General features: G+C 32.1%; 25 protein-coding genes and 3 tRNA genes. 11 read left to right on the top strand and 17 right to left on the bottom strand.

Annotated features, from left to right (window positions below; genetic code table 11):
• Positions 1 to 29 precede the first annotated feature (29 nt).
• The 7 genes from DG435_RS07570 to DG435_RS07540 all read left to right on the top strand — a co-directional run bounded on the left by DG435_RS07570 (position 30) and on the right by DG435_RS07540 (position 7,036).
• Complete coding sequence (locus DG435_RS07570) at positions 30 to 938, top strand: ADP-ribosylglycohydrolase family protein (protein WP_159025570.1); 909 nt, start codon at positions 30 to 32, stop codon at positions 936 to 938.
• 1 nt (position 939) lies between these two features.
• Complete coding sequence (locus DG435_RS07565) at positions 940 to 1,668, top strand: metallophosphoesterase (RefSeq protein ID WP_106792605.1); 729 nt, start codon at positions 940 to 942, stop codon at positions 1,666 to 1,668.
• Between the two features lie 184 nt (positions 1,669 to 1,852).
• Positions 1,853 to 2,899 carry a hypothetical protein gene (locus tag DG435_RS07560; protein WP_159025571.1) on the top strand — a complete coding sequence of 349 codons (1,047 nt, stop codon included), beginning with the start codon at positions 1,853 to 1,855 and terminating at the stop codon, positions 2,897 to 2,899.
• 110 nt (positions 2,900 to 3,009) lie between these two features.
• Positions 3,010 to 4,455 (top strand): nicotinate phosphoribosyltransferase, encoded by a 1,446-nt coding sequence (locus tag DG435_RS07555; protein WP_106792607.1) that lies wholly within the window; start codon positions 3,010 to 3,012, stop codon positions 4,453 to 4,455.
• 133 nt (positions 4,456 to 4,588) lie between these two features.
• Positions 4,589 to 5,257, top strand: a complete 669-nt coding sequence (locus tag DG435_RS07550) for a Crp/Fnr family transcriptional regulator (RefSeq protein ID WP_024768743.1) — start codon at positions 4,589 to 4,591, stop codon at positions 5,255 to 5,257.
• Between the two features lie 30 nt (positions 5,258 to 5,287).
• A complete protein-coding gene (locus DG435_RS07545; RefSeq protein WP_369871772.1) occupies positions 5,288 to 6,238 on the top strand; it encodes a hypothetical protein in 951 nt (316 codons plus the stop codon).
• 237 nt (positions 6,239 to 6,475) lie between these two features.
• Positions 6,476 to 7,036: a TlpA disulfide reductase family protein gene (locus DG435_RS07540; RefSeq protein WP_106792608.1), complete on the top strand. Its 561-nt coding sequence runs from the start codon at positions 6,476 to 6,478 to the stop codon at positions 7,034 to 7,036.
• A 3-nt stretch (positions 7,037 to 7,039) separates the two neighbouring features.
• On the opposite strand, the gene DG435_RS07535 is transcribed toward DG435_RS07540, so the two are convergent.
• The 5 genes from DG435_RS07535 to DG435_RS07515 all read right to left on the bottom strand — a co-directional run bounded on the left by DG435_RS07535 (position 7,040) and on the right by DG435_RS07515 (position 11,572).
• On the bottom strand, positions 7,040 to 7,489 hold the full coding sequence (locus tag DG435_RS07535; protein ID WP_106792609.1) for a beta-carotene hydroxylase: 450 nt from the start codon (positions 7,487 to 7,489) through the stop codon (positions 7,040 to 7,042).
• Between the two features lie 26 nt (positions 7,490 to 7,515).
• Positions 7,516 to 8,355, bottom strand: a complete 840-nt coding sequence (locus DG435_RS07530) for a squalene/phytoene synthase family protein (RefSeq protein WP_106792610.1) — start codon at positions 8,353 to 8,355, stop codon at positions 7,516 to 7,518.
• A 30-nt stretch (positions 8,356 to 8,385) separates the two neighbouring features.
• Positions 8,386 to 9,882 carry an NAD(P)/FAD-dependent oxidoreductase gene (locus DG435_RS07525; protein ID WP_106792611.1) on the bottom strand — a complete coding sequence of 499 codons (1,497 nt, stop codon included), beginning with the start codon at positions 9,880 to 9,882 and terminating at the stop codon, positions 8,386 to 8,388.
• 19 nt (positions 9,883 to 9,901) lie between these two features.
• On the bottom strand, positions 9,902 to 10,798 hold the full coding sequence (locus tag DG435_RS07520) for a MerR family transcriptional regulator (protein ID WP_106792612.1): 897 nt from the start codon (positions 10,796 to 10,798) through the stop codon (positions 9,902 to 9,904).
• A gap of 216 nt (positions 10,799 to 11,014) precedes the next feature.
• A complete protein-coding gene (locus tag DG435_RS07515; RefSeq protein ID WP_106792613.1) occupies positions 11,015 to 11,572 on the bottom strand; it encodes an RNA polymerase sigma factor in 558 nt (185 codons plus the stop codon).
• 88 nt (positions 11,573 to 11,660) lie between these two features.
• Between DG435_RS07515 and DG435_RS07510 the strand changes: the two genes are divergently transcribed.
• A complete protein-coding gene (locus tag DG435_RS07510; RefSeq protein WP_106792614.1) occupies positions 11,661 to 12,827 on the top strand; it encodes a FecR family protein in 1,167 nt (388 codons plus the stop codon).
• An 83-nt stretch (positions 12,828 to 12,910) separates the two neighbouring features.
• Entirely contained in the window at positions 12,911 to 16,153 is a 3,243-nt protein-coding gene (locus DG435_RS07505) for a TonB-dependent receptor (RefSeq protein ID WP_234387093.1), read from the top strand.
• An 85-nt stretch (positions 16,154 to 16,238) separates the two neighbouring features.
• On the opposite strand, the gene DG435_RS26045 is transcribed toward DG435_RS07505, so the two are convergent.
• From DG435_RS26045 to DG435_RS07480, 5 genes are all read right to left on the bottom strand, one after another.
• Complete coding sequence (locus tag DG435_RS26045; RefSeq protein ID WP_106792615.1) at positions 16,239 to 17,585, bottom strand: M23/M56 family metallopeptidase; 1,347 nt, start codon at positions 17,583 to 17,585, stop codon at positions 16,239 to 16,241.
• Positions 17,578 to 17,961 carry a BlaI/MecI/CopY family transcriptional regulator gene (locus DG435_RS07495; protein WP_106792616.1) on the bottom strand — a complete coding sequence of 128 codons (384 nt, stop codon included), beginning with the start codon at positions 17,959 to 17,961 and terminating at the stop codon, positions 17,578 to 17,580. The genes DG435_RS26045 and DG435_RS07495 overlap by 8 nt, the downstream gene beginning before the upstream one ends.
• Before the next feature lie 899 nt (positions 17,962 to 18,860).
• Positions 18,861 to 18,944: transfer RNA gene (locus DG435_RS07490), tRNA-Leu, on the bottom strand.
• 64 nt (positions 18,945 to 19,008) lie between these two features.
• Positions 19,009 to 19,081: transfer RNA gene (locus DG435_RS07485), tRNA-Lys, on the bottom strand.
• Between the two features lie 66 nt (positions 19,082 to 19,147).
• Positions 19,148 to 19,220 (bottom strand) — tRNA-Lys (locus DG435_RS07480).
• Positions 19,221 to 19,354: 134 nt separating this feature from the next.
• On the opposite strand from DG435_RS07480, the gene DG435_RS07475 reads away from it, so the two are divergent.
• Positions 19,355 to 19,876: a shikimate kinase gene (locus DG435_RS07475; RefSeq protein ID WP_106792617.1), complete on the top strand. Its 522-nt coding sequence runs from the start codon at positions 19,355 to 19,357 to the stop codon at positions 19,874 to 19,876.
• On the opposite strand, the gene DG435_RS07470 is transcribed toward DG435_RS07475, so the two are convergent.
• The 3 genes from DG435_RS07470 to DG435_RS07460 form a co-directional block, all read right to left on the bottom strand.
• Positions 19,868 to 20,368 carry a phosphoribosyltransferase family protein gene (locus tag DG435_RS07470; RefSeq protein WP_106792618.1) on the bottom strand — a complete coding sequence of 167 codons (501 nt, stop codon included), beginning with the start codon at positions 20,366 to 20,368 and terminating at the stop codon, positions 19,868 to 19,870. The two genes, DG435_RS07475 and DG435_RS07470, sit on opposite strands and share 9 nt — an antisense overlap.
• An 89-nt stretch (positions 20,369 to 20,457) precedes the next feature.
• Positions 20,458 to 21,042, bottom strand: coding sequence for a methyltransferase domain-containing protein (locus DG435_RS07465; RefSeq protein ID WP_106792619.1), 585 nt, complete (start codon positions 21,040 to 21,042; stop codon positions 20,458 to 20,460).
• Entirely contained in the window at positions 21,039 to 21,443 is a 405-nt protein-coding gene (locus tag DG435_RS07460) for an RNA-binding S4 domain-containing protein (RefSeq protein ID WP_106792620.1), read from the bottom strand. Before DG435_RS07460 ends, DG435_RS07465 begins: the two co-directional genes overlap by 4 nt.
• Positions 21,444 to 21,533: 90 nt before the next feature.
• On the opposite strand from DG435_RS07460, the gene DG435_RS07455 reads away from it, so the two are divergent.
• On the top strand, positions 21,534 to 22,508 hold the full coding sequence (locus DG435_RS07455; RefSeq protein WP_106792621.1) for an FKBP-type peptidyl-prolyl cis-trans isomerase: 975 nt from the start codon (positions 21,534 to 21,536) through the stop codon (positions 22,506 to 22,508).
• 49 nt (positions 22,509 to 22,557) lie between these two features.
• Here DG435_RS07455 and DG435_RS07450 read toward each other — a convergent pair whose 3' ends face one another.
• The 4 genes from DG435_RS07450 to DG435_RS07435 form a co-directional block, all read right to left on the bottom strand.
• A complete protein-coding gene (locus tag DG435_RS07450; RefSeq protein ID WP_106792622.1) occupies positions 22,558 to 23,142 on the bottom strand; it encodes a porin family protein in 585 nt (194 codons plus the stop codon).
• 335 nt (positions 23,143 to 23,477) lie between these two features.
• Positions 23,478 to 24,431 (bottom strand): transketolase family protein, encoded by a 954-nt coding sequence (locus DG435_RS07445; RefSeq protein WP_106792623.1) that lies wholly within the window; start codon positions 24,429 to 24,431, stop codon positions 23,478 to 23,480.
• Positions 24,428 to 25,132: a hypothetical protein gene (locus DG435_RS07440; protein WP_159025572.1), complete on the bottom strand. Its 705-nt coding sequence runs from the start codon at positions 25,130 to 25,132 to the stop codon at positions 24,428 to 24,430. Before DG435_RS07440 ends, DG435_RS07445 begins: the two co-directional genes overlap by 4 nt.
• Positions 25,133 to 25,142: 10 nt before the next feature.
• Positions 25,143 to 25,988, bottom strand: coding sequence for a transketolase (locus tag DG435_RS07435; RefSeq protein ID WP_106792625.1), 846 nt, complete (start codon positions 25,986 to 25,988; stop codon positions 25,143 to 25,145).
• Positions 25,989 to 26,067: the final 79 nt, after the last annotated feature.

Genomic DNA, 26,067 nt, shown 5'->3' with positions numbered 1-26,067 from the left:
AGTCTAAAGATGTGTTACAAAAAAATAAGATGATTACTAATAAAGAAAGATTTCTTGGTTCAATGTTCTTAGGAGCTATTGGTGATGCAATAGGGAGCGGATATGAAAATGTAGAACAAATCGAAGAGAATATCTTTTACCCTTTTGGAAAACCAGAGGAGAAAATACCAGAATGGGATATTACAGATGATACGCAATTAACATTAGCGACTTGTGAAGCATTGATTGAAGACCCTTTTTTGGATCCAGAAATACTATCTAATTATTTTGTTTCTTATTTTGCTAATGGAATGATTAGAGGAATAGGAGCATCAACGTTAAAAGCCATTAGAGAACTCCAAATTGGCTTGGATTGGAGTCAAACCGGTAGAAGAGGAGAATACTCTGCAGGTAATGGAGCGGCAATGCGTGTTGCCCCAATAGCTTTTTTTAAAAATATTTCAAGAGAACGAATAGAACAAATATGTTCCATAACACATTATAATTCTGAGGCATATATTGGAGCTTTGGCAGTAGTTTTTGCAATTAAAACTATTATAGAAGAGAATTGGATAAATGAAATAAGTTTAATGAAATTAATTACTTCGGATTTGCCAGATTCAAAAGTAAAAGATAGGTTACTGGAATTAGATATTTTGTCTAAAACAAAATCAATAACAGAAATTGCTAGTTTAGGGAATGATGGGTATGTTGTTAATTCAGTTCCTTTTTCGATTTTTTCTGCAAATATGATAAAAGAAAAACCTATTGATGTTATTTTCGATGAAATCATAAATAGCGGAGGAGATACTGATACGAATTGTTCAATAACAGGGCAAATAGTGGGAACTTATATTGGTTATAATGGTATACCTAAATATTTGAAAGATAATTTAAAGAAATTACCTGAATATTCTTGGATGAATAATATTGTTAATAGGTTAAGCAAACAATTGTAAAATGAGAACCCTGGTAATCGGTGATATACATGGTGGTCATAGGGCTTTACTTCAGGTTTTAGAACGAGCAAATGTAACTTCAGAAGATACCCTGATTTTTTTGGGAGATTACGTAGATGGTTGGAGTGAATCGGCTATTGTAATACAAGAACTTATACATCTTTCTATATCCAATACATGTGTTTTTATACGAGGAAATCATGACCTGTGGTGCGGGTTATGGCTAGAAAAAGGAGTAACCAATCCTGTATGGTTGGCACATGGAGGAAAAGAAACAATCCATAGCTATATTCAATCAGGGTTACTTACCAAAGAAACTCATAAAGCATTTTTTAATACGCTGAAAGATTACTATCTGGATAAAGAGGGTAGGCTTTTTGTACATGCAGGATTCACATCGATGCATGGAGTAGGAAAAGAGGAGTATGATTCTAATTATTATTGGGATCGAACATTATGGGAATCAGCGTTACTTGCCGATAAAGTTGGAGAGGTAGCTTTAAAAGATGATCCGCCAAAACGGTTTAGTCATTATTCCGAGATTTATATCGGGCATACCCCTACTATTGAGTATGGTAAAGATACTCCTATAAAAGCTTATAATCTCTGGAATATAGATACAGGAGCAGGTTTCAAGGGAAAACTTACCATACTAGATATTGATACTAAAAAATGTTGGCAAAGTGATCCATTGCCTTCTTTATACCTTGATGAAAAAGGAAGAAACTAAGACTTTCTAACTTTAACGGAAAACAGGGTAGTTTCTAACATAAATTGGATCTATTTTTATCTTCTAAAATTTTGTAATGATTAAGATCGAATTCTTATTAAGATGTAGAATTAGCTGGAGTAGCAAGATTATTTTACTCTTGTCATTGTGTATGCTTTCATTTAATCTTGTAAAATCTCAAAATATGGATAATGTTATTGATCAAGATTCTTTTGTAATTGTCGAAAAACCTCAAAAAATATATAAAGGATTTTATAAATATGGAAAACCATATAATGGATATTTTTCAAAAGGAAACGATGAATTTCCCAGAGTTGATTATTATGAGAATGGAGAAGCAAAATTTCAATATTCTTTAGATGTTTATCAAATGGCATTAGGAGCAGAAACTTCTGAAATAGAAGGTTTACAAGAGCAACAAGGAGAAGTGATGAGTGAAGAAGATTATGAAGTATATATAAGAGATTTGTATAAACCAAAATTAAACATCAAATCTGTTTATAAGAATGGTAAAATAATAGATGGATATGAATATGAAGAAGCGCCTTCGGGAATATTCTCTAAAAAAATAGAGAATAAAAAATATACAGCATTACATATAGATATATTTGCTAAGCACTATTATCAGCGAACTTTGATAATTCAGAAAGGAGATAGTATTATTATAGGATCGCCTACCTTAGCTGCAGCAGGGGAGAAGTTGGAAATACAATTATTCAGGAAAAATAAGAGTTGGAAGGCTTCATATACTATAAATGAAAAAGAAATTGGTGTTAAATATTTTATGAAAGGAAATGTAGATGTTTTACCTGCGAATAGCACCATGTTTATATATGATCAAAGTGATGGAACATATGGTTATGGAACCAGTGGTTTTCAGGAATATTCGACCAAGTTAGATTTGGTAGATATACAGAAAATCTATTTTGAGAAACCAGAGATTTTTATCAATAAGAATATGCAATCTTTTTTTGATGAGTTTATAGAGATCATCATTAATGAAATGCATAAAGAAGATAAACAACGTCCAGAAGATCCTGAAATTTTTAGAGGATACATTCTCACAGGAGATAATGGTAAAATAATAGAAGGGATACGTTTCTTTGAGAAACCGGGAAACACATATTACATAGAATACAAAAACAGTTCTGAAGTTAAAAATGCTAAAGTAGATCTTAGTGGTTTTCAAAAAGTATTTAAGGAATTCATGAATCGAAAGTATGAAAACTAGCATGTTTTCTACTAGTTTTTGAAGTAATCCAGAAAAAAATTCTTTTAAGATTTTATCAGTTTAAAAATAAAAACTATATTTGCGTATAAATAACGCAAAATAAAATAAAGATGAATCCATTACTATTAACAGACGGTTATAAATTAGGGCACAAAGAGCAATATCCAAACGGAACTACTTTTGTGTATTCTAACTGGACACCTAGGAAAAGTAGAATAGAAGGAATTGATAATGTAGTGTTTTTTGGGTTGCAGTATTTTATTAAAGAATATTTAATCAAACAATTCAACGAACGGTTTTTTAATCTTCCCAAAGAAGAAGTGACTGCAGAATATAAAAAATATGTAGATCATTATCTGGGTATAGATTATGATATTACACATATCGAAGAATTACACGATTTAGGATATTTACCTATCAAAATCAAATCTTTACCTGAAGGAACAGAAGTTCCTATTCGAGTACCAATGTTTACAGTAATGAACACCAAACCAGAGTTTTTCTGGCTTACCAATTATCTGGAAACTTTATTGTCTAATATTATTTGGCAACCTTGTACTTCTGCTACTATTGCAAAACAATATCAAAGTATTTTATCCTCTTTTGCAATAGAAACAGATCGTGATAATATAGAGTTTATTACCTGGCAGGGTCACGATTTCTCGATGCGAGGAATGTCGGGTACAGAATCTTCAATTCTTAGCGGTATGGGACATGCATTATCCTTTTCTGGGAGTGATACATTGCCTGTAGCAAAAGCTTTTGAAACATATTATAATGCAGATGTTACCAAAGAATTGGTTATCGGTAGTGTAAATGCTACAGAACATAGCGTGATGTGTGCAGGAAGTAAGGATGATGAAATAGGAACTTTTAAAAGGTTATTAGAAACATATCCAACAGGAATATTATCTGTAGTATCTGATACCTGGGATCTTTGGAAAGTGCTAACAGAATATTTACCTAAACTAAAAAATGAAATTCTCGAAAGAGAAGGAAAACTTGTCATTAGACCAGATTCTGGTGATCCTGTGGATATTATTTGCGGATGTGATCATAAGAATCCAATAGTTGCTAAGGGTGTTATAGAGTTACTTTGGGATGAATTTGGAGGAACGATAAATGATCAGGGGTACAAAGTGTTGAATCCAAAAATAGGAGCTATCTATGGAGATAGTATTACAATCGAAAGAGCAACCCAGATTTGTAAAAAGTTGAAAGCTAAAGGTTTTGCTTCTACTAATGTGGTTTTGGGAATAGGGAGTTTTACATATCAATACAATACCCGAGACACTTTTGGATTTGCAATGAAAGCTACTTATGTAGAAGTACAGGGAGAAGGAAGAGAAATATTTAAAGATCCGATCACAGATGATGGTACTAAAAAATCTGCAAAAGGGCGTATTCAATTATATGAAGAACAAGGGAAAATAGTGTATAAAGATCAGGTTTCTGAACAAGAAGAGAATCAAGGATTATTAGAAACTGTTTTTAAAGATGGAGAATTACTAATAGAAGATAATTTGTCTACAATTCGTAAAAGAATTGCTCAATAAATTAAGTTTATATCATAGAATTCGCAAAACTCCTTAAAATTAAGCTTTTAAGGGGTTTCTAATACAATAATGTAAGGGATTTGAGTGTTTTACGACATAAGTAGATAAACTAACATCATAAAACATAATCATCATGAGTGCAATCTGGTTTTTTGAGGATTCAGATCTCTTTAAGGTATTATGCCCTCATAAGTTTAAAAGGTATAAAAAGGATCACGACTTTGATGCTTACCGAAAGAACGACTACATTTATTTTGAAGAAGACTCTGCAAACAAAGTATACCTTATAGAAAAAGGAAAGGTAAAAATTGGATACTATGCAGAAGATGGATATGAGGTCATAAAAGCTATTCTTACCCGGGGAGAGATTTTTGGTGAAAAAGCTATTCTTGGAGAGAATAAAAGAACAGAGTTTGCGCAATCTGTCGATAATACAACTTCTATTTGTCCCATCGGTGTAGAAACCATGCATGGACTCATGCGCGAGAATCAATCTTTTAGCCTTAGAATCTATAAATTTATAGGTATGCGATTTAAGCGCCTGGAAAGAAGGCTACAATTACTTCTCTTTAAAGATACCAAAACAAGATTATTAGAGTTCTTAAACGAGCTTAAAGAAGACTATGGACACTGTTGTCCTTATACAGGAGATATGGTAATAGAGCATCCTTATACCCAAAAAGACATAGCTCATCTTATCGGTACATCGAGACCAACCCTAAATATTATTCTAAACGAATTAAAGGAATCTAACGTCATAGATTTTAATAGAAAAGAGATTCGTTTAAAAAATGTTGCTTAATGTTAGGTGGCTAACATTTTAAAAACTTCAATGTTAATAATTTTATGGTCTAATAATCATAAAAAAAAAGCAATGTTTAAAAAAGCAATTATAGGTACTCTGGTTATCGGATGTATTGTTTCTTCATGTAGTAATGATGATGACTCTGGTAATGTACCTACCGAATCAAATGTAACACTTAATCTTAGTGGATTAGAAGACTTAGGAAGCGATTATCTTTATGAAGGATGGATTATCGTTAATGAAGCTCCAGTTTCTACAGGAACATTTTCTGTAAATAGTGCAGGAGAATTATCTAGTACTTCTTTTATGGTAAATACAGAATCACTTAAGACAGCGGCAGCTTTTGTATTAACAATAGAACCAAATCCTGATCCAAACCCGGCACCATCAGATACAAAACTATTAAAAGGTGATTTTGGAACCGGTAATACAGCAACAGTAGGATTGGGACCTGTAGGTGAAGGAGATTTTTCAGCTTCGGCAGGAGGGTTTTTCTTAAGAACCCCAACAGATGAGGCTTCGGGAACTGCTAATAATGGTAATGATCAATTTGGAGTATGGTTTGGTACCCCAGGAATGCCTCCGGCAGCGAATTTAACCTTACCAGTTCTTGATGCAGGATGGAAATATGAAGGATGGGTGGTAGCAGATGGAGTACCTATTTCTACAGGAACATTTACAATGAATAATACTGCAGATGATAATGTTGGAGATATTAATGGGTTTAGTGAAACCGCTTCTAATGGACCACAATTACCAGGAGAAGACTTTTTTAGAAACGCTCCAGACGGAGTAACATTTCCATTAGATGTAAGAGGAAAAACGGTTGTGATTTCTGTAGAACCATTTCCAGACAATGCAGCAGCACCATTTTTGTTGAAACCTTTGGTTGGTACAGCAGGTACAGATACCGCACCTACTAGTTATACCTTTGAGCTTAATAGTGCTTCATTTCCTTCGGGAAGTGTAACAAGATAATAGTTCATTGTTATTTTTTGTTAGTTTTAAAGCGCAATCAAAGATTGCGCTTTATTAATTTAAGAAAACTGTATTTCAAGAATTAAGTCTATATCTATCTTAGATGTAGTGCCATTTATTTATATAACTTTGTAAGGTGTTTCAGGATTTTGTTACTAATCAAAATATCTGTGACTATAGATAAAAAAATCAAATGAGTTCATGATATGAGTTCTGAAAAACAAAAGATTTAGATAGATGAAGTTTAATAAAAAGAACATCTCCAATGTGATTTTTGCAATCATATTGATATTATTTTTTATTCCTAATACCAGAGGAATGATGCAGATATTTTTAACCAGAATTTTCTCTTTTAGCCCTGGAATAGTAAAAGTAGAAGAAAGAGCACAGGTAGCATCATATGACTGGAAATTACATGGAGTAAACACAGCGTCTACTAATTTTAATATAGCAAAAGATAAAGTTGTTCTAATCAATTATTGGGCTACATGGTGTCCTCCTTGCATAGCAGAAATGCCTTCATTACAAAAATTGTATAATGATTATAAAGATGAAGTAGTATTTCTCTTTGTAACTACAGATGATGATCCAGAATTAAATAAGTTTATGAAGAATAAAAACTATAGTTATCCTATCTATAGATCATTATCAGAGCACCCAAAACCTTTTGTGAGTAAAACAATACCTGCAACTTATCTGTTGGATAAAAAAGGAAACATTATTATTGATAAAGTTGGTGCAGCAGATTGGAATAGCACCAAAGTAAGAGAAACCATCGATAATCTATTAGCCGAATAAAATCTATTTCTTAAAATATTTAAAAGGAACCACTAACATACCAAAACATTCTCCTTTTTCCTTTTTTATATTTTTATGATGCATTTTATGAGCTCTTCGTACTCCTTTGGCGTACCAATTGCTCGTATTTCTGAATGCTTTAAAACGCTGATGTATAAAAATATCATGTACTACAAAATAGGCAATACCATAAGCTAGAATGCCTAGACCTATAGCCCTTCCGATCCAAAATGTATGCGAATCGTGAAACAAAATACAAGACATACTTACTATAGCATAGAATACAAAGAATAAATCATTGCGTTCCCACCAACTGTCATGATCTTTATGATGATGATCTCTGTGTAATGACCACAAAAAACCATGCATTACATATTTGTGAGTGAACCAAGCCATAAACTCCATAATAGAGAAGGCGGCAAGAAAAACTAATATTTGGACAAAAACTTTCACAAAAGTGGTTTTATACAAAAATACAGCTAAATTAAGTTTAATCGATAGTCAAAATAGGATTTTGCTAATAATCCAAATTTTTGATAATTCGATACTCGTATACGTGTATTTTTTATTTCTAAAGACGGAGTTTTTTTAAGTTTATTTAATAATTTTTTATAGTAAATAAATGCAGTATATACTCCAAATTTTGCTTCAACAGGAAGTCTTAAGATACCTTGTAAAGCTTTATCGAAATCTTCTTCTATTTCCTTAATAATTTTAAGTTTAGATTCTTCATCGAGTTCATTTAAATTTAGATTCGGAAAATAGGTCCTGTTAAGATCTTCAAAATCTGTTTTTAGATCCCGTAAGAAATTAACCTTCTGAAAAGCAGAACCCAAATGCATTGCGCTTTGCTTTAAATTAGCATACTTTTCGGCATCTCCATTCACAAAAACTTTCAAACACATTAATCCAACTACATCTGCCGATCCATAAATATAATCTTTGTATTCCTGATCTGTTAGATAGTTGGTTTTATGCAAATCTAATCGCATACTTTTCATAAATGATTCATACAACTCCGGATTAATATTATATTGATGAACTGTTTTTTGAAAAGAGTTAAGAATAGGATTTAGACTAATCTTATTTTTAATTGCTTTGTACATTTCCTCTTCAAAATCATTAAATAATTTTTCTTTATCATATTCATGAAATGTATCTACAATTTCATCTGCAAATCTTACAAAACCATAAATATTGTAAATGTCCTGTCGTATAGAATCTGATAACATTTTTGAAGCAAGCGAAAATGATGTACTGTAGGAATTCGTAACAATTTTGCTACAACTTTGCGATACAGTATCAAAAATAGACTTCATAAGATAGGATTTAAGGTTTAATTGAGTTTGTTATATTGTTGTACTAGGTTTTAACGTCTTGTCATACTTATAATGAGTTTCGATTAATCCGGCTACTAGTTTTCCTGAAATCAAAGATGGGGGTACACCTGGACCGGGAACAGTAAGTTGCCCGGTGAAAAATAGATTTTTTATTTTTTTACTTTTTAACTTAGGTCTTAGGAATGCAGTTTGTAAAAGTGTATTAGCCATTCCATAGGCATTTCCTTTGTAAGAATTATATTCTTTTATAAAATCTTTAATACAAAAGGACTCTTTAAAGATAATGCTATTTTTAACATTTTGATTTGTAAGTGCCTCAAAACGAGTCATGATTTTATCAAAATAATGCTCTCTTAATTCATCGGTATCTTCTATTCCAGGAGCTAACGGGATAAGAAAAAAACCATTCTCTTTGCCTTTAGGAGCAGATTCTGGATCTGTTAAAGAAGTGAAATTAGCATAAAACAACGGATCGTTAGGCCATTTTGGGGTGTCATAAATATCCTTTGTATGTTGCTCAAAATCGGTATCAAAAAATAAATTATGATGGTTGATATTTTGTAATTTTTTATCAAACCCTACATAAAAAATTAGAGAAGAAGGAGCAAAAGTTTTACGCTCCCAATATTTTTCAGAATATTGTCGATACTCTGGTGCTAATAATGTTTCTCCGTGATGATAATCTGCTCCGCATAATACAATATCAGCATCTATTTTTTTACCATTTGCAATAATGCCTTTTGCATGACTGTTTTCGACTACTATTTTTTCGACAGTTGCATTGGTGTGAATTGTTACACCAAGTGATCTGGATAATTCTTCCATCCCTGCTATTACACTATACATTCCTCCCCTGGGATGCCAAGTTCCCAACCCAAAATCAGCATAGTTCATAAAACTATAAAAAGCAGGAGTATCACTTGGTTTAGCACCTAAGAACAGTACAGGAAACTCAAGAATTTGGATTAACTTTTTACTTTTAAATTCTTTACGAACTTCTTTAGAAATAGTACTAAAAAATTGACCTACTCTTAGAATTGTTTGTTTTGTTACCAGTTCTAATAAGGAAACTCCTGGTCGATAGACTAAATCCTTAATTGCAATTTCATAATTATTCTGTGCAGTTTTGATGAACTTTTGTAGTTTAACCGAACTGCCTCTTTCTTCTGCTTCAAAAGTTTCATATATTTTTTCTAATGAACCACCTATCGTGATACTTTCATTGTTTTTAAAGAAAACTTTGTATGCAGGGTGTAGTTTATCTAAGGTGTAATAATCAGAGGCAGATGTGTTAAAGTCCCTAAAAAAACGTTCAAATACATCGGGCATCCAATACCAGGAAGGGCCAGTGTCGAATGTAAACCCTTCTTTTTTTAATTGCCCGGCTCTACCACCAACAGTTGCATTTTTTTCAAAAATAGTTACATCGTATCCTAATTTAGCCAGATAGCACGAAGCAGAAAGCGAAGAAAATCCAGAACCGATGATTGCTATCTTTTTAAACATAACTGAAATACTTATAAAATTAAAGCTCAGAAATTAATGAGCTAATTGATTCAAAATAACGATGGTTGTGTCCTGTGTTATTAGAAATATGCATGATTTGTTTGCCTAATATCCATAACTCATTGACTCTATTGGCACATACAATTGTATTAAAATCTTCGAGGTATTTTTTTATATTATCTTTTTCTGGTCTGATGGTAAAATAGGATATAAACACCACATCATCATGAAAAGAAAGCATATTAGGCAGACTGTCTAAAGGAATACTTGGGCCTAGATAAATAGCCTTATATCCATGTAAGAGTACTTCGTAATTAATATATAATAAACCTAATTCATGTATTTCGTTTTCTGGAAGAAATAAAATAAAAGCTCTATCCGTTTTGGTAGGTTTAGAATATTGAAGTTTTTCAATGTTTAGTAATAACTTTTGCTTTATTAAATTAGAGATAAAATGTTCATGTGCAGGGCTGATTGTATCTGTCTGCCATAATAATCCTATTTCTTTTAATAAAGGAATAAAAAAATCAACAAATATTTCTTTAAAATTTCTTTTGCTCTCTAGTTGTGAATATGTTTCTAAAAATAGCTCAAGATCATAATTTAGCATCGCAATTTTAAAGGAGTTTATAGCCTGATTTTTGATGCTATTGTCAGATACGATACTTCTTACATATTCATTAATTTCTTGTGTACCTAATTTAGAAATTCTAGATATTTTGTAACCACTGTTTACCAAGTAGGTAACATTAAGTAGTTTTTGAAGATTTTTTAAATTGTATGTTCTTATATTGGTATCAGTACGATCAGGAGAAAGTAGATTATATCTTTTTTCCCATATTCTTATGGTGTGCGCTTTTACACCACAAAGATTCTCCAGATCTTTAATACTAAATGTTTGTTTAATATTGTTCACTTTTTTTTATAAATCGTTAAACAAAACTAAGAAAAAGAAAACATTTATTTTTTGAAAAAATGTTAAAATAGTATCATTAACTGTTAAAAAACAAACATTTTTTAGCAATTTGTTAATGATAAGGGGTTTGATGGCGTAGTGTTGATATAGTTTTTTGATACTTAGTGTTATAGTATAGCTTGATACTACTTCATTGTGTATTCTACAGTAGAAGATTTAAAAGAAAAAAATAGAAACATTTGTTTTTAGGAAACGCAAAGCTTTGCTAATATGAATTTCAACGGTTTTAGTAGAGATTCCTAAAATATCGGCTATTTCTTTATGTTTTTTTTGCTCTAAACGGCTAAGTTTAAATACTTCTCTACATTTTTTTGGAAGTTGCTCAATAGCCTTTTCAAGTTTTAACCAATTTAGATCTAATTGGTTTTCTTCTTCGCTAGTATACATTTCGAATATGGCTTCCCATCTTAGAGAATCTAATGCGTCGTATTCCTTTTTTTGTTTCCGTAGATGCATTAGAAATTCATTATGACAAGATCTGAAAAGATAATTTTTTAAAGATGAAGTAATTCGTAAAGTTGATTTTTTTTCCCAAAGTCTAAGTAAAACATTTTGCACCAGATCTTCAGACAATGACGAATTATTAGAAAGCTTATAAACGTAGTTATACAGCCAGGAATAGTATTGATTAAATACTATTTTATAGCTGTCTCGATTTCCGTCTGTAAGCCCCTGAATCAGTAATTTTTCTATGTCCCTACTATCTTTTTTCATTATAAAAATCACCGACTAAATTAAAAAAAATAAAATAAAGTAGGGGATTTGTGGTTTTTCTGCATCTTTTAAATAGAAAAAATGAAGAATGGATAATTATTTAACAATAATTAAGAAGTACCTAGAAGGAGACATTTCGTCCTCAGATAGACAGGCATTACAACAATGGTTGGCTGAAAATCCTGACCATGAAATCCTTTTTAAGCAAGAAATAAAGAAATGGTATGCTACAAACAAAGAGCTACCAGCAGATCCAAACTCTGCTTATGAACGTTTTATCCACACTATTGAGGAAAAGAAGGTTAAGGTGATTAGTCTAAAATCTCTGTCAACGGTATTAAAGTATGCTGCAGTTTTAGGAGGGATACTTCTAGGAGGATATTATTATACCACTCAGAATGTTTCTACTGTTAAAACAAACTCTACTGTTGTTGAGGCAAATACTCTACCCGTGGATAAAATCAAAATTGTTCAGGCAGATGGTACCGTTACGTATACTGATTTTAATGATAAAGCGGATATCATAAATGCTAGTGGTAGTTTGATTGGTAAAAAAGATCAGAATCAATTTATTGTTCAGCCAGGTACTGAGGTGACCGAAGCTAAGTATATTGAAATCTCTATTCCTAAAGGAAAATTATTTCAGCTCACATTATCCGACGGAACCAAAGTATGGCTAAATGCGGCGAGTAGTTTAAAATTCCCTCAACATTTTATGCCTACAAAAGAAAATAGAATGGTCTATCTAAAAGGAGAAGCTTTTTTTGATGTTACCAAAAATAAAGAGCAGCCGTTTATAGTAAAAACAGAAAATGTAGATGTAGAAGTTTTAGGAACCCAGTTTAATGTATCTTCTTATGCTGAAGATGCTACGGTAAAAACAACATTGGTAGAAGGTGCTGTGGTTGTCAACGATCAAAATGAGAATACAAGCTCATTGCAACTAATACCAAACGATCAAGCAATTTTTAGTAAGCATAAAAAAATTATGCATAAACAAAAGGTAAATACATCCTTATACACTTCTTGGATGGATAAAAAGATTATACTACAAAATGAATCCTTTATAGATGCATTTAAAAGGATAGAACGCAGCTATGATGTCTCGATAACAAGTCATAACAAAACATTAAATAACACACATTTTACAGGAGAATTTGATGTAGAGAATATCGAAGAAATCCTGAGAACATTTTCAGAAACTTTAAAATTTACATATGAAATAAAAGGTAAGAACATTACAATCAATCCGTAAAAAAAAAGGAAGTGCTGCTACACTTCCCTTACTGATTCGATTATTATTTAACAGAGTACTTAACAATCAAACTTTTCAAAAATATGAAAAAAAAGGGTAATCATGCGCTATTTTCACACGTAGCGTACCAATCAATTGTATTAAAAATGAAACTTACACTGGTTCTATTTAGTTTTTCCATCTTTCAGATGATGGCAACTTCGGGCTTTTCACAAGGCAAAATAGAACTTGATTTCGAGGAAACACCATTATCTGAAGTCATTGAAGAAATTAAAAACCAAACATCATATAAGTTTTTTTACATTAATGATGAAGTAAATCTAAGTCAAAAGACTACAATCCAGGTTAATAAAGAAACTCTGGATAAAGTTCTGCAACTCTTGTTTAATAGAACAGATATCTCATATTCTATTATCGGGAAACAAGTGATATTGAAAAAAACTCATTTACTTAAAGAGAAGATAGAGTTACAACGTGAGATTAAAGGAAATGTCAAAGATTTTAATGGAAACCCATTACCCGGCGCAAATGTGTTGGTTAAAGGAACTACAACTGGGGCTCAAACAGATTTTGACGGTAATTTTGCGATTAATTTATCAGGCGAAAACAATACTTTGATTGTTTCTTATATTGGTTTTGAAACTACAGAGGTAGATGTAACGGGTAAAGATTTTATTGAGATAGTATTACAAGATGCTGCTGCGCAATTAGATGATGTAATTCTTGTAGGGTCTAGAAATCCTAGTCGTACAGCTACAGAAACTGCGGTGCCAATTGATGTTATCGATATCACTCAGATGGCTACTCAGGGACCACAGACTTCGATTAATGAAATTTTAAATTATGCAGCTCCTTCATTCACGTCACAGACCCAAACTGTTTCTGATGGTACAGATCATATCGATCCAGCTTCTTTACGTGGTTTAGGACCCGATCAGGTTTTGGTATTAATTAATGGAAAAAGAAGGCATAATACTTCATTGGTTAATGTAAATGGTACCGTTGGAGCGGGTAGTGTAGGTACAGATATGAACGCAATTCCTACTGCTGCTATTCAAAGAATTGAAGTATTACGAGATGGAGCCGCTGCTCAATATGGCTCTGATGCCATTGCTGGCGTGATTAATATTGTATTGAAAAAGGCAACAGGTAAATTAGATCTTACGCTTACTACTGGAGCTAATTTTAGTGAAAACTCTAATCAGTTTGATGGAGGTAGTGATGGAGAGAAAGTAAAATTAGAAGCAAATTATGGATTGGCGCTAGGAGAAAATGGAGGATTTATCAATTTTACAGGATCACTTTCTACCAGAGAACCAGCATTACGTAATCGCGATTATCAAGGAGATATTTTTAAAGGATTTCATGGAGCAGAACGTGTTTTTGCAGCAGGAGGAGGAAATGTAGCAGAAATGACACTTGCAGATTATCAAACTGCTGCTCAAGGAATCACATACCTGGATCAGAGTGTTAAGGACCAGATCGCAGCTTTAGATGTTAATAATCCTGCAGATGTAGATACTTTCAGGGGATTATTGGATATAGATGTCGATGAGGCAGAATTGACAGCTCGTGGATTAACTCGTACGGATTTTAGATTTAAAGTAGGTACAGCCAAATTAAGAGAAGGGAAATTCTTTGCCAATATGTCTATCCCACTAAGTGATGATACCGAGATTTATAGTTTTGGTGGTATTAGTTATCGACAAGGATTGGCATCTGGGTTTTACAGAAGACCAGCACAAGGAGATGGTAGAGCTAATACACCAGCATTTCCTAATGGATTCTTACCTAATATAGGAACAGATATTGTTGACAAATCTATCGCACTGGGAATTAAAGGTAAGATTAAAGATTGGAGTGTAGATTTCTCGAATACATATGGGATCAATACTTTTGACATCACTGTTGGTAATTCTAGTAATGGAACCTTGGGTGTTGCAACACCAAGAACTTTTGATGCAGGAGCATTAAGTTTTATGCAGAATACTACTAATCTGGATATTAGCAAATTTCATGAAGATATTTTTGAAGGATTTAATGTTGCAATGGGAGCAGAGTACAAAGTAGAGAACTACTCGATTACAGCAGGAGAGGAAGCTTCTTATACCAGTTATGATATTAACGGAAACCCCGTAACCAGTACTACTCCCGATAATGAATTAGTTCAAAATAATTTCACGGGAGCTGTACTTGGTGGAGGTTCACAAGTGTTTAGAGGATATGATCCGAATAACGAAACCGATAAATATAGAAATAGTATTGCGGGCTATATCGATCTGGAAGTTGATTTTACAAAGCAATGGTTAGTTAGCTTGGCAGGGAGATATGAAAACTATTCTGATTTTGGAGATACTTTTAACTATAAACTAGCAACCAGGTATAAGATATCAGATAATTTTTCTGTACGAGGGGCTAATAGTACTGGATTTAGAGCACCATCGTTACACCAGCAATTTTTTAGTAGAACCAGCACAGTTTTTGTGGATAATCAACCTTTTGAGCAAGGTACGTTTACCAATGATAGTAGAGCAGCGACTTTAATTGGGATAGCGAAATTAAAGGAAGAAACTTCTAATAGTTATAGTCTTGGTCTTACAGCAAAAATTCAGAATTTCACAATCACTGCAGACGCCTATTTGATTACTATCGATGATAGAATAGTGTATAGCGGTAGTTTTGGAAACGGAGGAGATGCAGAGCTTACTCAGATATTTGAGGATGCAGGAGCTACCAGTGCGCGTTTCTTTGTGAATGCAATTGATACAAAATCTCAAGGTATAGATGTTGTGATTTCTCATAAAGCTGACTTTGGCGAAAATGCAACTTTAAAAAGTGATCTGTCTGCTACATTTGCAGAAACTGAGGTAGAGGAGATTAGAATTCCGGCTAGAATTGCTAGTGCAGGTCAGGGAGGTAACTTCTTTGATGCCCAGGAAGAGGCTTTTCTAACGTTGGCACAACCAAGAACAAAATTAAGCCTTACCAATGCATTATCTATCGGAAGATATAATGTGCTACTAAGAAACGTATTCTTTGGAGAGGTAACCGATCCAGATGATTTTAATGGAGACCCAAGAGTCGAAGGAACAATAGTTAGTGATGATGCTGTTTATGGAGGAAAAGTGATAACCGACCTTTCTGTTTCTGCAAAGGTTTTTGAAAACCTTAATATTACCATAGGAGCTAACAATTTATTAGATGTATATCCCGATGATAATAGAGCAGGAGGAACTGCTGGTGATCAGTTTGTGTATTCTCGAAGAACATCACAATTTGGATATACCGGAAGATTCTTATTTGCAAGAATTAATTTTAGCCTATAGTTGAGTTTGTATTATTAGTTTAGTACAGTAAAAGACAGGGATAAATTTATCCCTGTCTTTTAAACAATCTATTATATCTGGTACCTTATTTTTTAAAGTAATCCATAGGATTTACTCTTTCTCTGTTTAATCGTACTTCATAATGAAGATGATATCCTGTTGATTTACCAGTACTTCCTACATACCCGATAATCTGGCCTTTTTTAATTTTTTCACCATTTTTAATATTGAAACCTTGTAAGTGCGCATACCAGGTTTCGTAACCATCTGCATGAGATATTACTATTAAATTACCCCAATCCTCTTTTGAGGAAGTGTTTACAATCATGCCGTCTGCTGTTGCTAAAACAGGAACACCTTGTTTTGCTCTAATGTCAATACCTCCGTGAACTATTTTTTTCTTCTCAATAGGATGTGTAAAACTTTTGCCAAAAGATGCTGTAATATCTTTGATAGAACCATCTTTTACAGGAAAAATGGAAGGAGGGTCTTTTTTGTCTATTTCAGTATTTATGGATTGTACAATAGTATAATCAAATTCATCTTCTGATTCATGTATTGGTTTTGTGAAAGCCATTAGAAGAAAAAGAAGAACAGGAATTAATATTATATATCGTATAATGTTTGTTTTAGTAGAATGGTTTTTTGTGATCATGTCTATTCGTTTTTTGATAATTGATTGATTGAAATAACTATATAATTTAATAGATTGCTTTGCGGTTATGTTTTTAAATAAAAGTTCTAAATAATATGATTTTTTAATTTGTGTATTGATTACAGCCTGATCTGCCTGAAATTCGTGGACAGCTATAATTGATTTTTTGAAAAAATATACAAAAGGATTAAACCAGTGTAAAGCGATATAAATTTCAGTAAAAATTAAATCTATAGTATGTAGAGATTTACTATGAACTTTTTCATGATCAATGATTGGTTGTTCATAATCATTTATTTTACTCTCTGGAATAAAGATCCAATTAAAAAAAGAGAATATTGTAGGTACATCAGCAGTGATAAAATGGTAACCTTCTTTGATATAAGTTTTTGATTTTCTCTTTATACGATATAATTGTAGTATAGGAATCAGTAATCGTATTATGTATATTACAAAGCCGATACAGTAAAATATAAATAGATAATCAATTATATTCCTATTGCTCTTCGGAGTTATGATTTTCTCTTTATGATTTGGTACTGTTAGATGATTAAATGATATGAATTCGTCAAAACTTGGGATGTCAATAGGATTATTTTTAAACGGTAGTTCAGCCTCGTTTAAAACAGGAAGTATTAACGAAAGTGGTAATAAAATTAATAGTATAATTCTATTGATTTTATGAAAAGTTAATTTCCGTAAAAAGAAATGAAATGCTATATACATAGCTGAAAAACAAAAGCTTACTTCTAATGTGTGTATTAAGTAATTATTCATTTTCTTTTTTTAGTTTTTCTATTTTTTCTTCAATTAATAACTTCATTTTTTCTAATTCAGATAAGTTTAAATCTTCGTCATTAGCAAAGTGGAGAGCAAATTTACTTATAGAGCCACTAAAGAAGTTACCAATAACCTGCTTAAAATGATTTTTAAAATATACTTCCTTCGATACCAAAGGAAAATACTCACGAATCCTACCGTATGAGTTATAGTTTATAAATTTTTTTGTAACCAAAGTTCTTATAACTGTTGATATTGTTGTGTATGCTGGCTTAGGTTCGGGAAACTCATCAACTATATCTTTTAGGAATGCTTTTTCTAGCTTCCAGAGGTATTGCATTATTTGCTCCTCAGCTTTTGTTAAATCTCTCATACGGCAAATGTAACTATATTTTTAGTAATATTACTAAAAATATAGTTTTATTACTATTTTTATAGTAATGAAGCTTCAGAAAACACATGTATAAAGAGGGGTCAGGTATTGTATAGATTTTAGAATGACAAAAAATACTAATATTAAAATAGAAGTCAGTAATTTATTGAGATATCTATCCCGATGAGAATCGAGTAGGAGGGGCTATCAGAGATCAATTAGTGTATTCCCGAAGAACATCACAATTTGGATATATCGGAAGATTCTTATTTGCAAGAATTAATTTTAGCCTATAGTTGAGTTTGTATTATTAGTTTAGTACAGTAATAGACAGAGATAAATTTATCCCTGTCTATTTTTTTAAATCATCATTATAACAGCAAGAAGTGAAGCTACACTAAATAATAGGCAGAGTTTTGCAAAGAAATAACTATTAATTTTTAGGTTAGTTTTCATGATTGATCGTTTTAGTATTATACAAATTAGATGCGGAAAAACTATTTTTTATAAGCGTAATAGCTTTATCTATGAATAGCATGACTACAGGCCCCAGGAAGACTCGATAAAAAATTTTGGACTACTTTGAAATTAAATCTGAATTTGGTTCTAAAAAGATTCATAATATTTTTTTTAGTGTTGAATATTTAATTGGCTATAGTTATGAGTTTTAATCATAACATTATGAATCAAAGGTAATTAGAGTTATTGTCTTTCCAAATACGTGGAAATACGTAATTTTATATTCAGGTATATGGAATAAAAGAGAAAGGATTTTCTTGTGATTGAATATTTTGATAAATAAAAAAATGGTATTGGTAGTTTTGAAGAATGTAATTCTCTAAGAAAGGAAGAATATTGTGTATTATTACTTTTAAAGATGTGCACTATACAGTATAGTGTGCCCAGAGCGGGAGTCGAACCCGCACGCCCTAATGGACACATGGCCCTCAACCATGCCTGTCTACCAGTTCCAGCACCTGGGCAGTATGAATACTACAATATAACATAAAACTAAAAAAGTATCGTAAAAATTACGATACTTTTTAGTGACCGGGCTGGGGCTCGAACCCAGGACCCTCTCCTTAAAAGGGAGATGCTCTACCAACTGAGCTACCAGGTCATTGATAATTTCATTATCAGATATTTTTAAGAACTGAATAAATAATAATCAACTATTATTTATTTGTGACCGGGCTGGGGCTCGAACCCAGGACCCTCTCCTTAAAAGGGAGATGCTCTACCAACTGAGCTACCAGGTCAGACATTCTTTTTTCCTTGAATGCGGGTGCAAATATACTATCATTAATTTATTTTTCAAGAAGAAATTCATATAAATTTGTATTTTGTTTAAAATGATGTTTTTTTTGAGCAATATCTATTTAATTTTTACAGTATGAATATAGTTTTAATGGGGTATATGGGAAGCGGAAAATCCCTGGTAGGCAGAGACTTGGCTGCTAAAATGAAATTGAGTTATCTTGATTTGGATGATTTTATAGAAATTCAAGAAAAAAAATCAATTAGAAAGATTTTTGACGATCAAGGTGAAATATATTTCAGGAAAAAGGAATCTTTATACTTTAAAGAGGTGTTAGAGACATATAAAAACACCATTATTTCTCTTGGTGGAGGTACACCTTGTTTTGCAGGTAACTTAGAAATTGTAGCAAATAATGAAAATGCAAAAAGTATATATTTACAAACCTCGTTAGATGAACTAACAAAAAGGTTATTTGCAGAAAGGAGCAAACGACCATTGATTTCTCATGTTACTACACCAAACGAACTTAAGGATTTTGTTCGTAAACACTTGTTTGAGCGATCTTTTTACTATAATCAAGCTGATTACAAAGTAATTACTGATCAAAAAAGTAAGGATCAAATAAGTGAAGAAATTAAAACTTTTTTATTTTAAAATAGCAAGATCTTCATCTCCAAACTTTACAATAATATGCTCATGTAATGAAGTAGATAAAGAGATTCCTTTAAAATCGGCCTTAATTGGGTATTTCTTATGGTTTCGGTTAACCAAAACCGCAGTTTTAAATCTGGTAAGAGGAACATCAAGAAAATGCTTTACACCATAAATAAGAGCAGTACCAGAATTTAGTACATCATCTGCAAGAATTACAGGTTTGTTTTGATAATCAGATGCCTCTATTGAAGTTTTTACAGTGTTATGAGGAGATTTTTTATTCATTGTAACCTTACATAACGTTATTTTTAAGTCAGAGATATCTTCTAATATGATTTTTAAGCGCTTGGCAAATATATATCCGTTCTCTGCTATCCCTGCAATTATAATCTCTTTTTCATCAACATTAGTTTCATAAATCTGATATGCAATACGTTTTATTTTGTGTTGTATTTGTTCGTGGGTAAGAATTATATTGTTGTCGGTTTGCATATTTCAGAATTGTTGATTGCTATTTATAATAGTGTAAATAAACTATTACTAATGATTGTTTTTAATTATAAATAGAGTTTTATAAAAATTTATAACGGGTTTTCAAATATAAAAAAGAGTTCGTTACCCATACGTGGTTCTATAGAATTATAACAGTTTTCTAATGTTTTTATAGTAAAAGACTCAGAAAACAAAAGTTCATATTCTTTTTTATCTCCTCCAAAAGGAGGTCCTTTATGCTCAAAATATTTATTAAATAAAACTCCGACCAGTTTTCCTTTTGGAGAAAGAAGGTTTGAGATTTTATTCGTATAATCTCTTCGCTGTTCTGGGGATAAAGCACAGAAGAAAGTTTGTTCGATGATTAGATCAAATGTTCCTTTATACTTAAAAAAGTCGGCACAAATTAATTTTTCAGAAGGAAACTCAGGTAATCGTCGTTTAAAACTTTGTAATACATCTTCTACAAGGTCTAATATATAGATGTTTTTAAATCCCTGATTAAACAAATATTCTGCTTCATAGGCATTTCCACAACCCGGGATCAGAATTTTAAGATCACGATCTTTCAACTGATCAAAATAATTGGTTATAGGAGGAGAAGCAAAACCAATATCCCATCCCGTTTGTCTATTTTGATAACGATATTTCCAATATTCTTTATTCGGGATCATTCTTCACTATCATTTATTTCGCCATCATTTACTTCATCATCAGAATACCAATCATCGATATCTCTTCGGTCTTTTTTGGTAGGCCTTCCGGTACCTTTTTTTCGATAATAATCTTTAGAATATTTTAAAAGATCTAATTTTTGCAACGCTTCCTTTGGAGTAGTGTCTTTACGATAGATATCGACGAGCTTAGCTCCAATTCGATTGTCTGGTGTATCGAGTACCATAAGTTCATAATTAATTTGATTTTTACGAACAGTAATTTTATCCATAGGATAGATATCTCTGGAAGGTTTGATGATATTTCCGTTAACACGAATTTTACCATCTTTGCATGCTTTTGTAGCAATACTTCGTGTCTTAAAGTATCGAATACACCATAAATATTTGTCAACTCGCATAAAAAATAATTAAAATGCGTTTTTATATTAAATAATTGTGAAACAAAAGTACAAGAAAATCGTATCTTGCGCCTTCAAAAAAGTAAATACATGAATGTAATAAAATATAGCTGTGCCATTGTGCTAGCTTTGGTGGTTTTATATGCTTGTAAAAAAGACGATGATGATGGTGGTGGAACTGCCGTTCCTCCAAGAGATAGGGGAGAACAACAAATAACTGATGATGCAGCACTTCAGGATTATTTGAGAACACATTTTTATACTCTTGAAGATGTGTTTATAAATAATGACGCTACACCAGAATACCAACTTGCAAAGTTAGATACAATAGCTGATGCAAATATAGGAGAGCAATCAATTTTGGATTCACCTCTTTTAACAACTAAAAAGATTACAAGGAACGATGTTGAATACACGTTGTACATTTTAAACCTAAATCAAGGCGAAGGTACACATCAACCAACTTTTGCAGATTCTACTCTGGTGACATATCAGGGAGAATTGCTGTATAAGCCAACGGCTTCTAATAGGGTGTTTGATAATGCAGTAAATCCTGTGTGGTTTGATTTAGTGTCTGTTGTAGAGGGTTTTAGAGAATCGTTAGTAGATTTTAAAGGAGCTTCGAGTTTTGTTCAGAATGGTGATGGTTCAGTTACACATACAGGTTATGGAAACCTGGTTGTGTTTATGCCTTCTGGTTTAGCTTATTTTAATGAAGCTCGTCCAAGTATCCCAGCATATTCTCCATTAATTTTTAACATTCAATTGTATAAAGTTAATCAGGCTGATCATGATAGAGATGGTTTGCCGTCTTATTTAGAAGATATAGATGGTGATCGTTTGTTATTAAGGGATGCAAATGATGATACAGATCAAGATACTGCTCCAGATTATTTAGATAATGATGATGATAGAGATGGTACATTAACCAAAGATGAGATAACAGTTAATGACAGTAATAATGATGGGTTTATTACCTTGGATGAAATTACATTTTATGATGATGACGGCGATGGTATAAAGAATCATCTGGATGCTGATGATAGAGATTTAAAAAATGAATAAAAAAAACTCCGATTGAAAAATCGGAGTTTTTTTTTAAACAAATTTAGATCTATAAGTCCAGAGAAAGACCTATAATGAGTTGATTCGGTCTAGAATCTACTCTTATGCTTTTATCTATTGATTCTGCAGTGTTTTTACTAAGTCCACGTTCATAACGTATATCTGCGTTAAATCTGCCAAATTGTACACCGGCACCAAATTGTAATCCAACAGTAAACTCGTTTTTAACATCACCAAGCCTTACATCTTCCAGATCTGTTTCAACAATATACTGTAATGCTGGGCCTCCAAAGACATGTATTGGTCCCAAAACAGAAATTCCTAAAAGAATGGGTAAATCTAATTTCTTGATCGTGTAATCGAGCTCTGCATTTGCAAGTTTGTAGGTACTGTTGTTGACTGTGTATTGTAATTCTGGTTTGAGATAAATATTATCGGTTAATTTTCCTCTTAAGAATACCCCCAAGTGATACCCAACCCTATCATCTGCTGTTGTTCTTGTGACATCGGTAATCTCGATTTTACCATTATCTCCATAATTAAGCCCTCCTTTTACTCCAAAAGTTACTCTTTTTTCCTGTGCTAGTAAGGCGCAAGAAGTAAATAACATAAAAAAGATAAATACATTTTTCATTGTAAAATAATTTTTGCTTCAATCGGGATTATATAATAGAACTTTGTTATTAGGGTTTAAAATGCAATAAAACCTGATGCTTTCTTAGTTTTACATAGCGTTAGATGCATTTACACTAAAAAAATATGGTATAGCATCATCAGGGTTTGAAGTTGCTTCAAACTGTAATAGATTATCTATTGCGTAATCCAGATTTAAAGATTAATAAATAATTTGAGTGATTTTGGTATAAAGGCTAGTCTATAGAGAACGAATGTCTTCTTGTTTTATTTTTTATAAAAACAAAAAACCTTCTGAAATAAATCAGAAGGTTTTCTTAATATTATTTAAAAGTATTATTTTCTTTTTACAACTTTTAACACAGCTTTGTTTATAGCTTCTGCATTTAAGCCATATTTTTCCATTAACTGATCTGGTGTTCCGCTTTCTCCAAAAGTGTCATTTGTTGCAATAAATTCTTGTGGTACAGGATTGTGCAGTGCTAAAACTCTTGAAACACTTTCTCCTAAACCTCCTAAGAAATTATGCTCTTCTGCAGTAACAATACACCCTGTTTTCTTTACCGAATTTAGAATTGCTTCATCATCAAGTGGTTTTATTGTATGTATATTGATGACTTCTGCACTAATTCCTTGTTTGTGTAATGATTCTGCTGCTAGTAAAGCTTCCCATACCAAATGACCAGTAGCAACTATAGTTACATCGGTTCCTTCTTGTAGTAGAACTGCTTTTCCGATTTCGAATTTTTGATCTTCTGGAGTGAAATTAGCAACTTTTGGTCTTCCAAATCTTAAATAAACCGGGCCTTCGTAATCCGCTATTGCCAGAGTAGCAGCTTTAGTTTGATTATAATCACATGTATTGATTACTGTCATTCCTGGTAGCATTTTCATAAGGCCAATATCTTCCAGAATTTGGTGTGTTGCTCCATCTTCTCCTAGTGTTAGACCAGCATGCGAAGCACAAATCTTTACATTTTTATCACTATACGCTATAGATTGACGAATTTGATCATAAACACGTCCTGTAGAGAAATTTGCAAACGTTCCTGTAAAAGGGATTTTACCACCTATAGTTAACCCTGCTGCGATTCCCATCATATTTGCTTCAGCAATACCAATCTGAAAAAAACGTTCGGGATGATTAGCGATAAAAGCATCCATTTTTAAAGAACCGATCAAATCGGCACATAATGCCACTACATTTTCATTAGTTTTACCTAATTCTTCTAAACCGGCTCCAAAACCAGAACGAGTATCTTTTTTTCCTGTGTCTATATATTTTTTCATTCTGTTATTTTATAACTAAAGTTAATATCTAAAGTTTTAGGATTACTATCTGTTTTTACTGCCTTGATTAAAGTTTTATTTTTACTGGCAAGATATAATATAACCCCATTAATTTTTGGTATTTTAATATCTTCTGATACATTAGAACCCGACAGCATAGTATAAATTGAATTCATAAGGATAGAATTGTTAAATTTCATATCTTCTGAATAAACAATTTTGATTTTTTCTTCAGGCTCATTATCAGGATACAATTGGTGAATATTGTAATCTGTATTTTCAATTTGAATGTTATCTTCTGTTTTTTCAAGAATAAATTGTGTTATACCATCAAATGGGGATTTATCTCTTGTAGAAGGAATAAAATCATTAACATTCATTTTCATGAAAAACTCATTTTTATCAAAACTCATTAGAAAATAGACAAACTGTTGTTTGATATCAAAAACAATATGCATTTCAGAATTTTTAATATCTGCATCTCGTCTTTTAAACACAGACCTTTGGAAATTTTTTACCAGAGCATCAGAGTCAGTATACAAATAATCACCGTTTTTACTAAACCCTATAGTGATAGTATCTTTCTTTTTTTTAGTTTCAATTTCATAATCAACAAAATAATCGATTACTATTTTTTGACTAAAAGAAGAGACAGATGTCAATAAGCACAATATAAAGAATGCTAGTTTAGCTATTTTCATTTTATGATTTTTAATAATCTCCTAGGGTTTCAGGATTTTGTGCTAATCCAATTTCTAGCTGTTCATCATTAGGAGCTTTACCATGCCATGCATGTGTATGCATCATAAAATCAACTCCATTCCCCATTACAGTATGCATTAATATACAAACAGGTTTTCCTTTACCTGTTCTACTTTTTGCTTCCTTCAGACCTTCAGTAACAGCAGAAATATTGTTACCTTCTTTAATTTCCATAACATCCCAGCCAAAAGCTTCAAATTTTGCTTTTAGATCTCCTAGCGGAAGAACATCGTCTGTAGAACCATCTATTTGTTTACCGTTATAATCAATGGTAGCGATAAGATTATCTACTTTTTTTCCTGAAGCATACATAGCAGCTTCCCAAATTTGTCCTTCTTGAAGCTCTCCATCACCATGCAGACTATATACAAGATGAGAGTCATTATTTAATTTTTTTGCTTGTGCAGCACCCAAAGCTACAGACATTCCTTGTCCTAATGATCCAGAAGCAATACGAATACCAGGAAGCCCTTCATGAGTTGTAGGATGTCCTTGTAATCTACTGTTAATTAGCCTAAACGTGTTTAGCTCTTCTACAGGGAAATACCCACTTCGTGCTAATACACTATAATAGACTGGTGAAATATGACCATTGGATAAGAAAAAGATATCTTCATCGATACCATCCATATCAAAATCATCTTTTCGATCTAAAACTTCTTGAAACAGGGCAACAAAAAATTCTGTACATCCCAAAGATCCTCCTGGATGACCAGAATTAACTTTGTGTACTTGTCGTAAAATATCTCTACGTACTTGTGTTGCAAAATCCTCTAATTGTTTTGTTTTTGGCATTATATTGCTAATTTCTTGATAATAAAGCCCCAAAAGTACAGGTTTTGTATGCGGTGACAAAATGTATAGACTGCTTTTA

Origin of the sequence: Aquimarina sp. Aq78 (assembly GCF_900299525.1) — a bacterium.
Lineage (GTDB): Bacteria > Bacteroidota > Bacteroidia > Flavobacteriales > Flavobacteriaceae > Aquimarina.
This window is presented reverse-complemented; position numbering and strand designations above follow the sequence as displayed.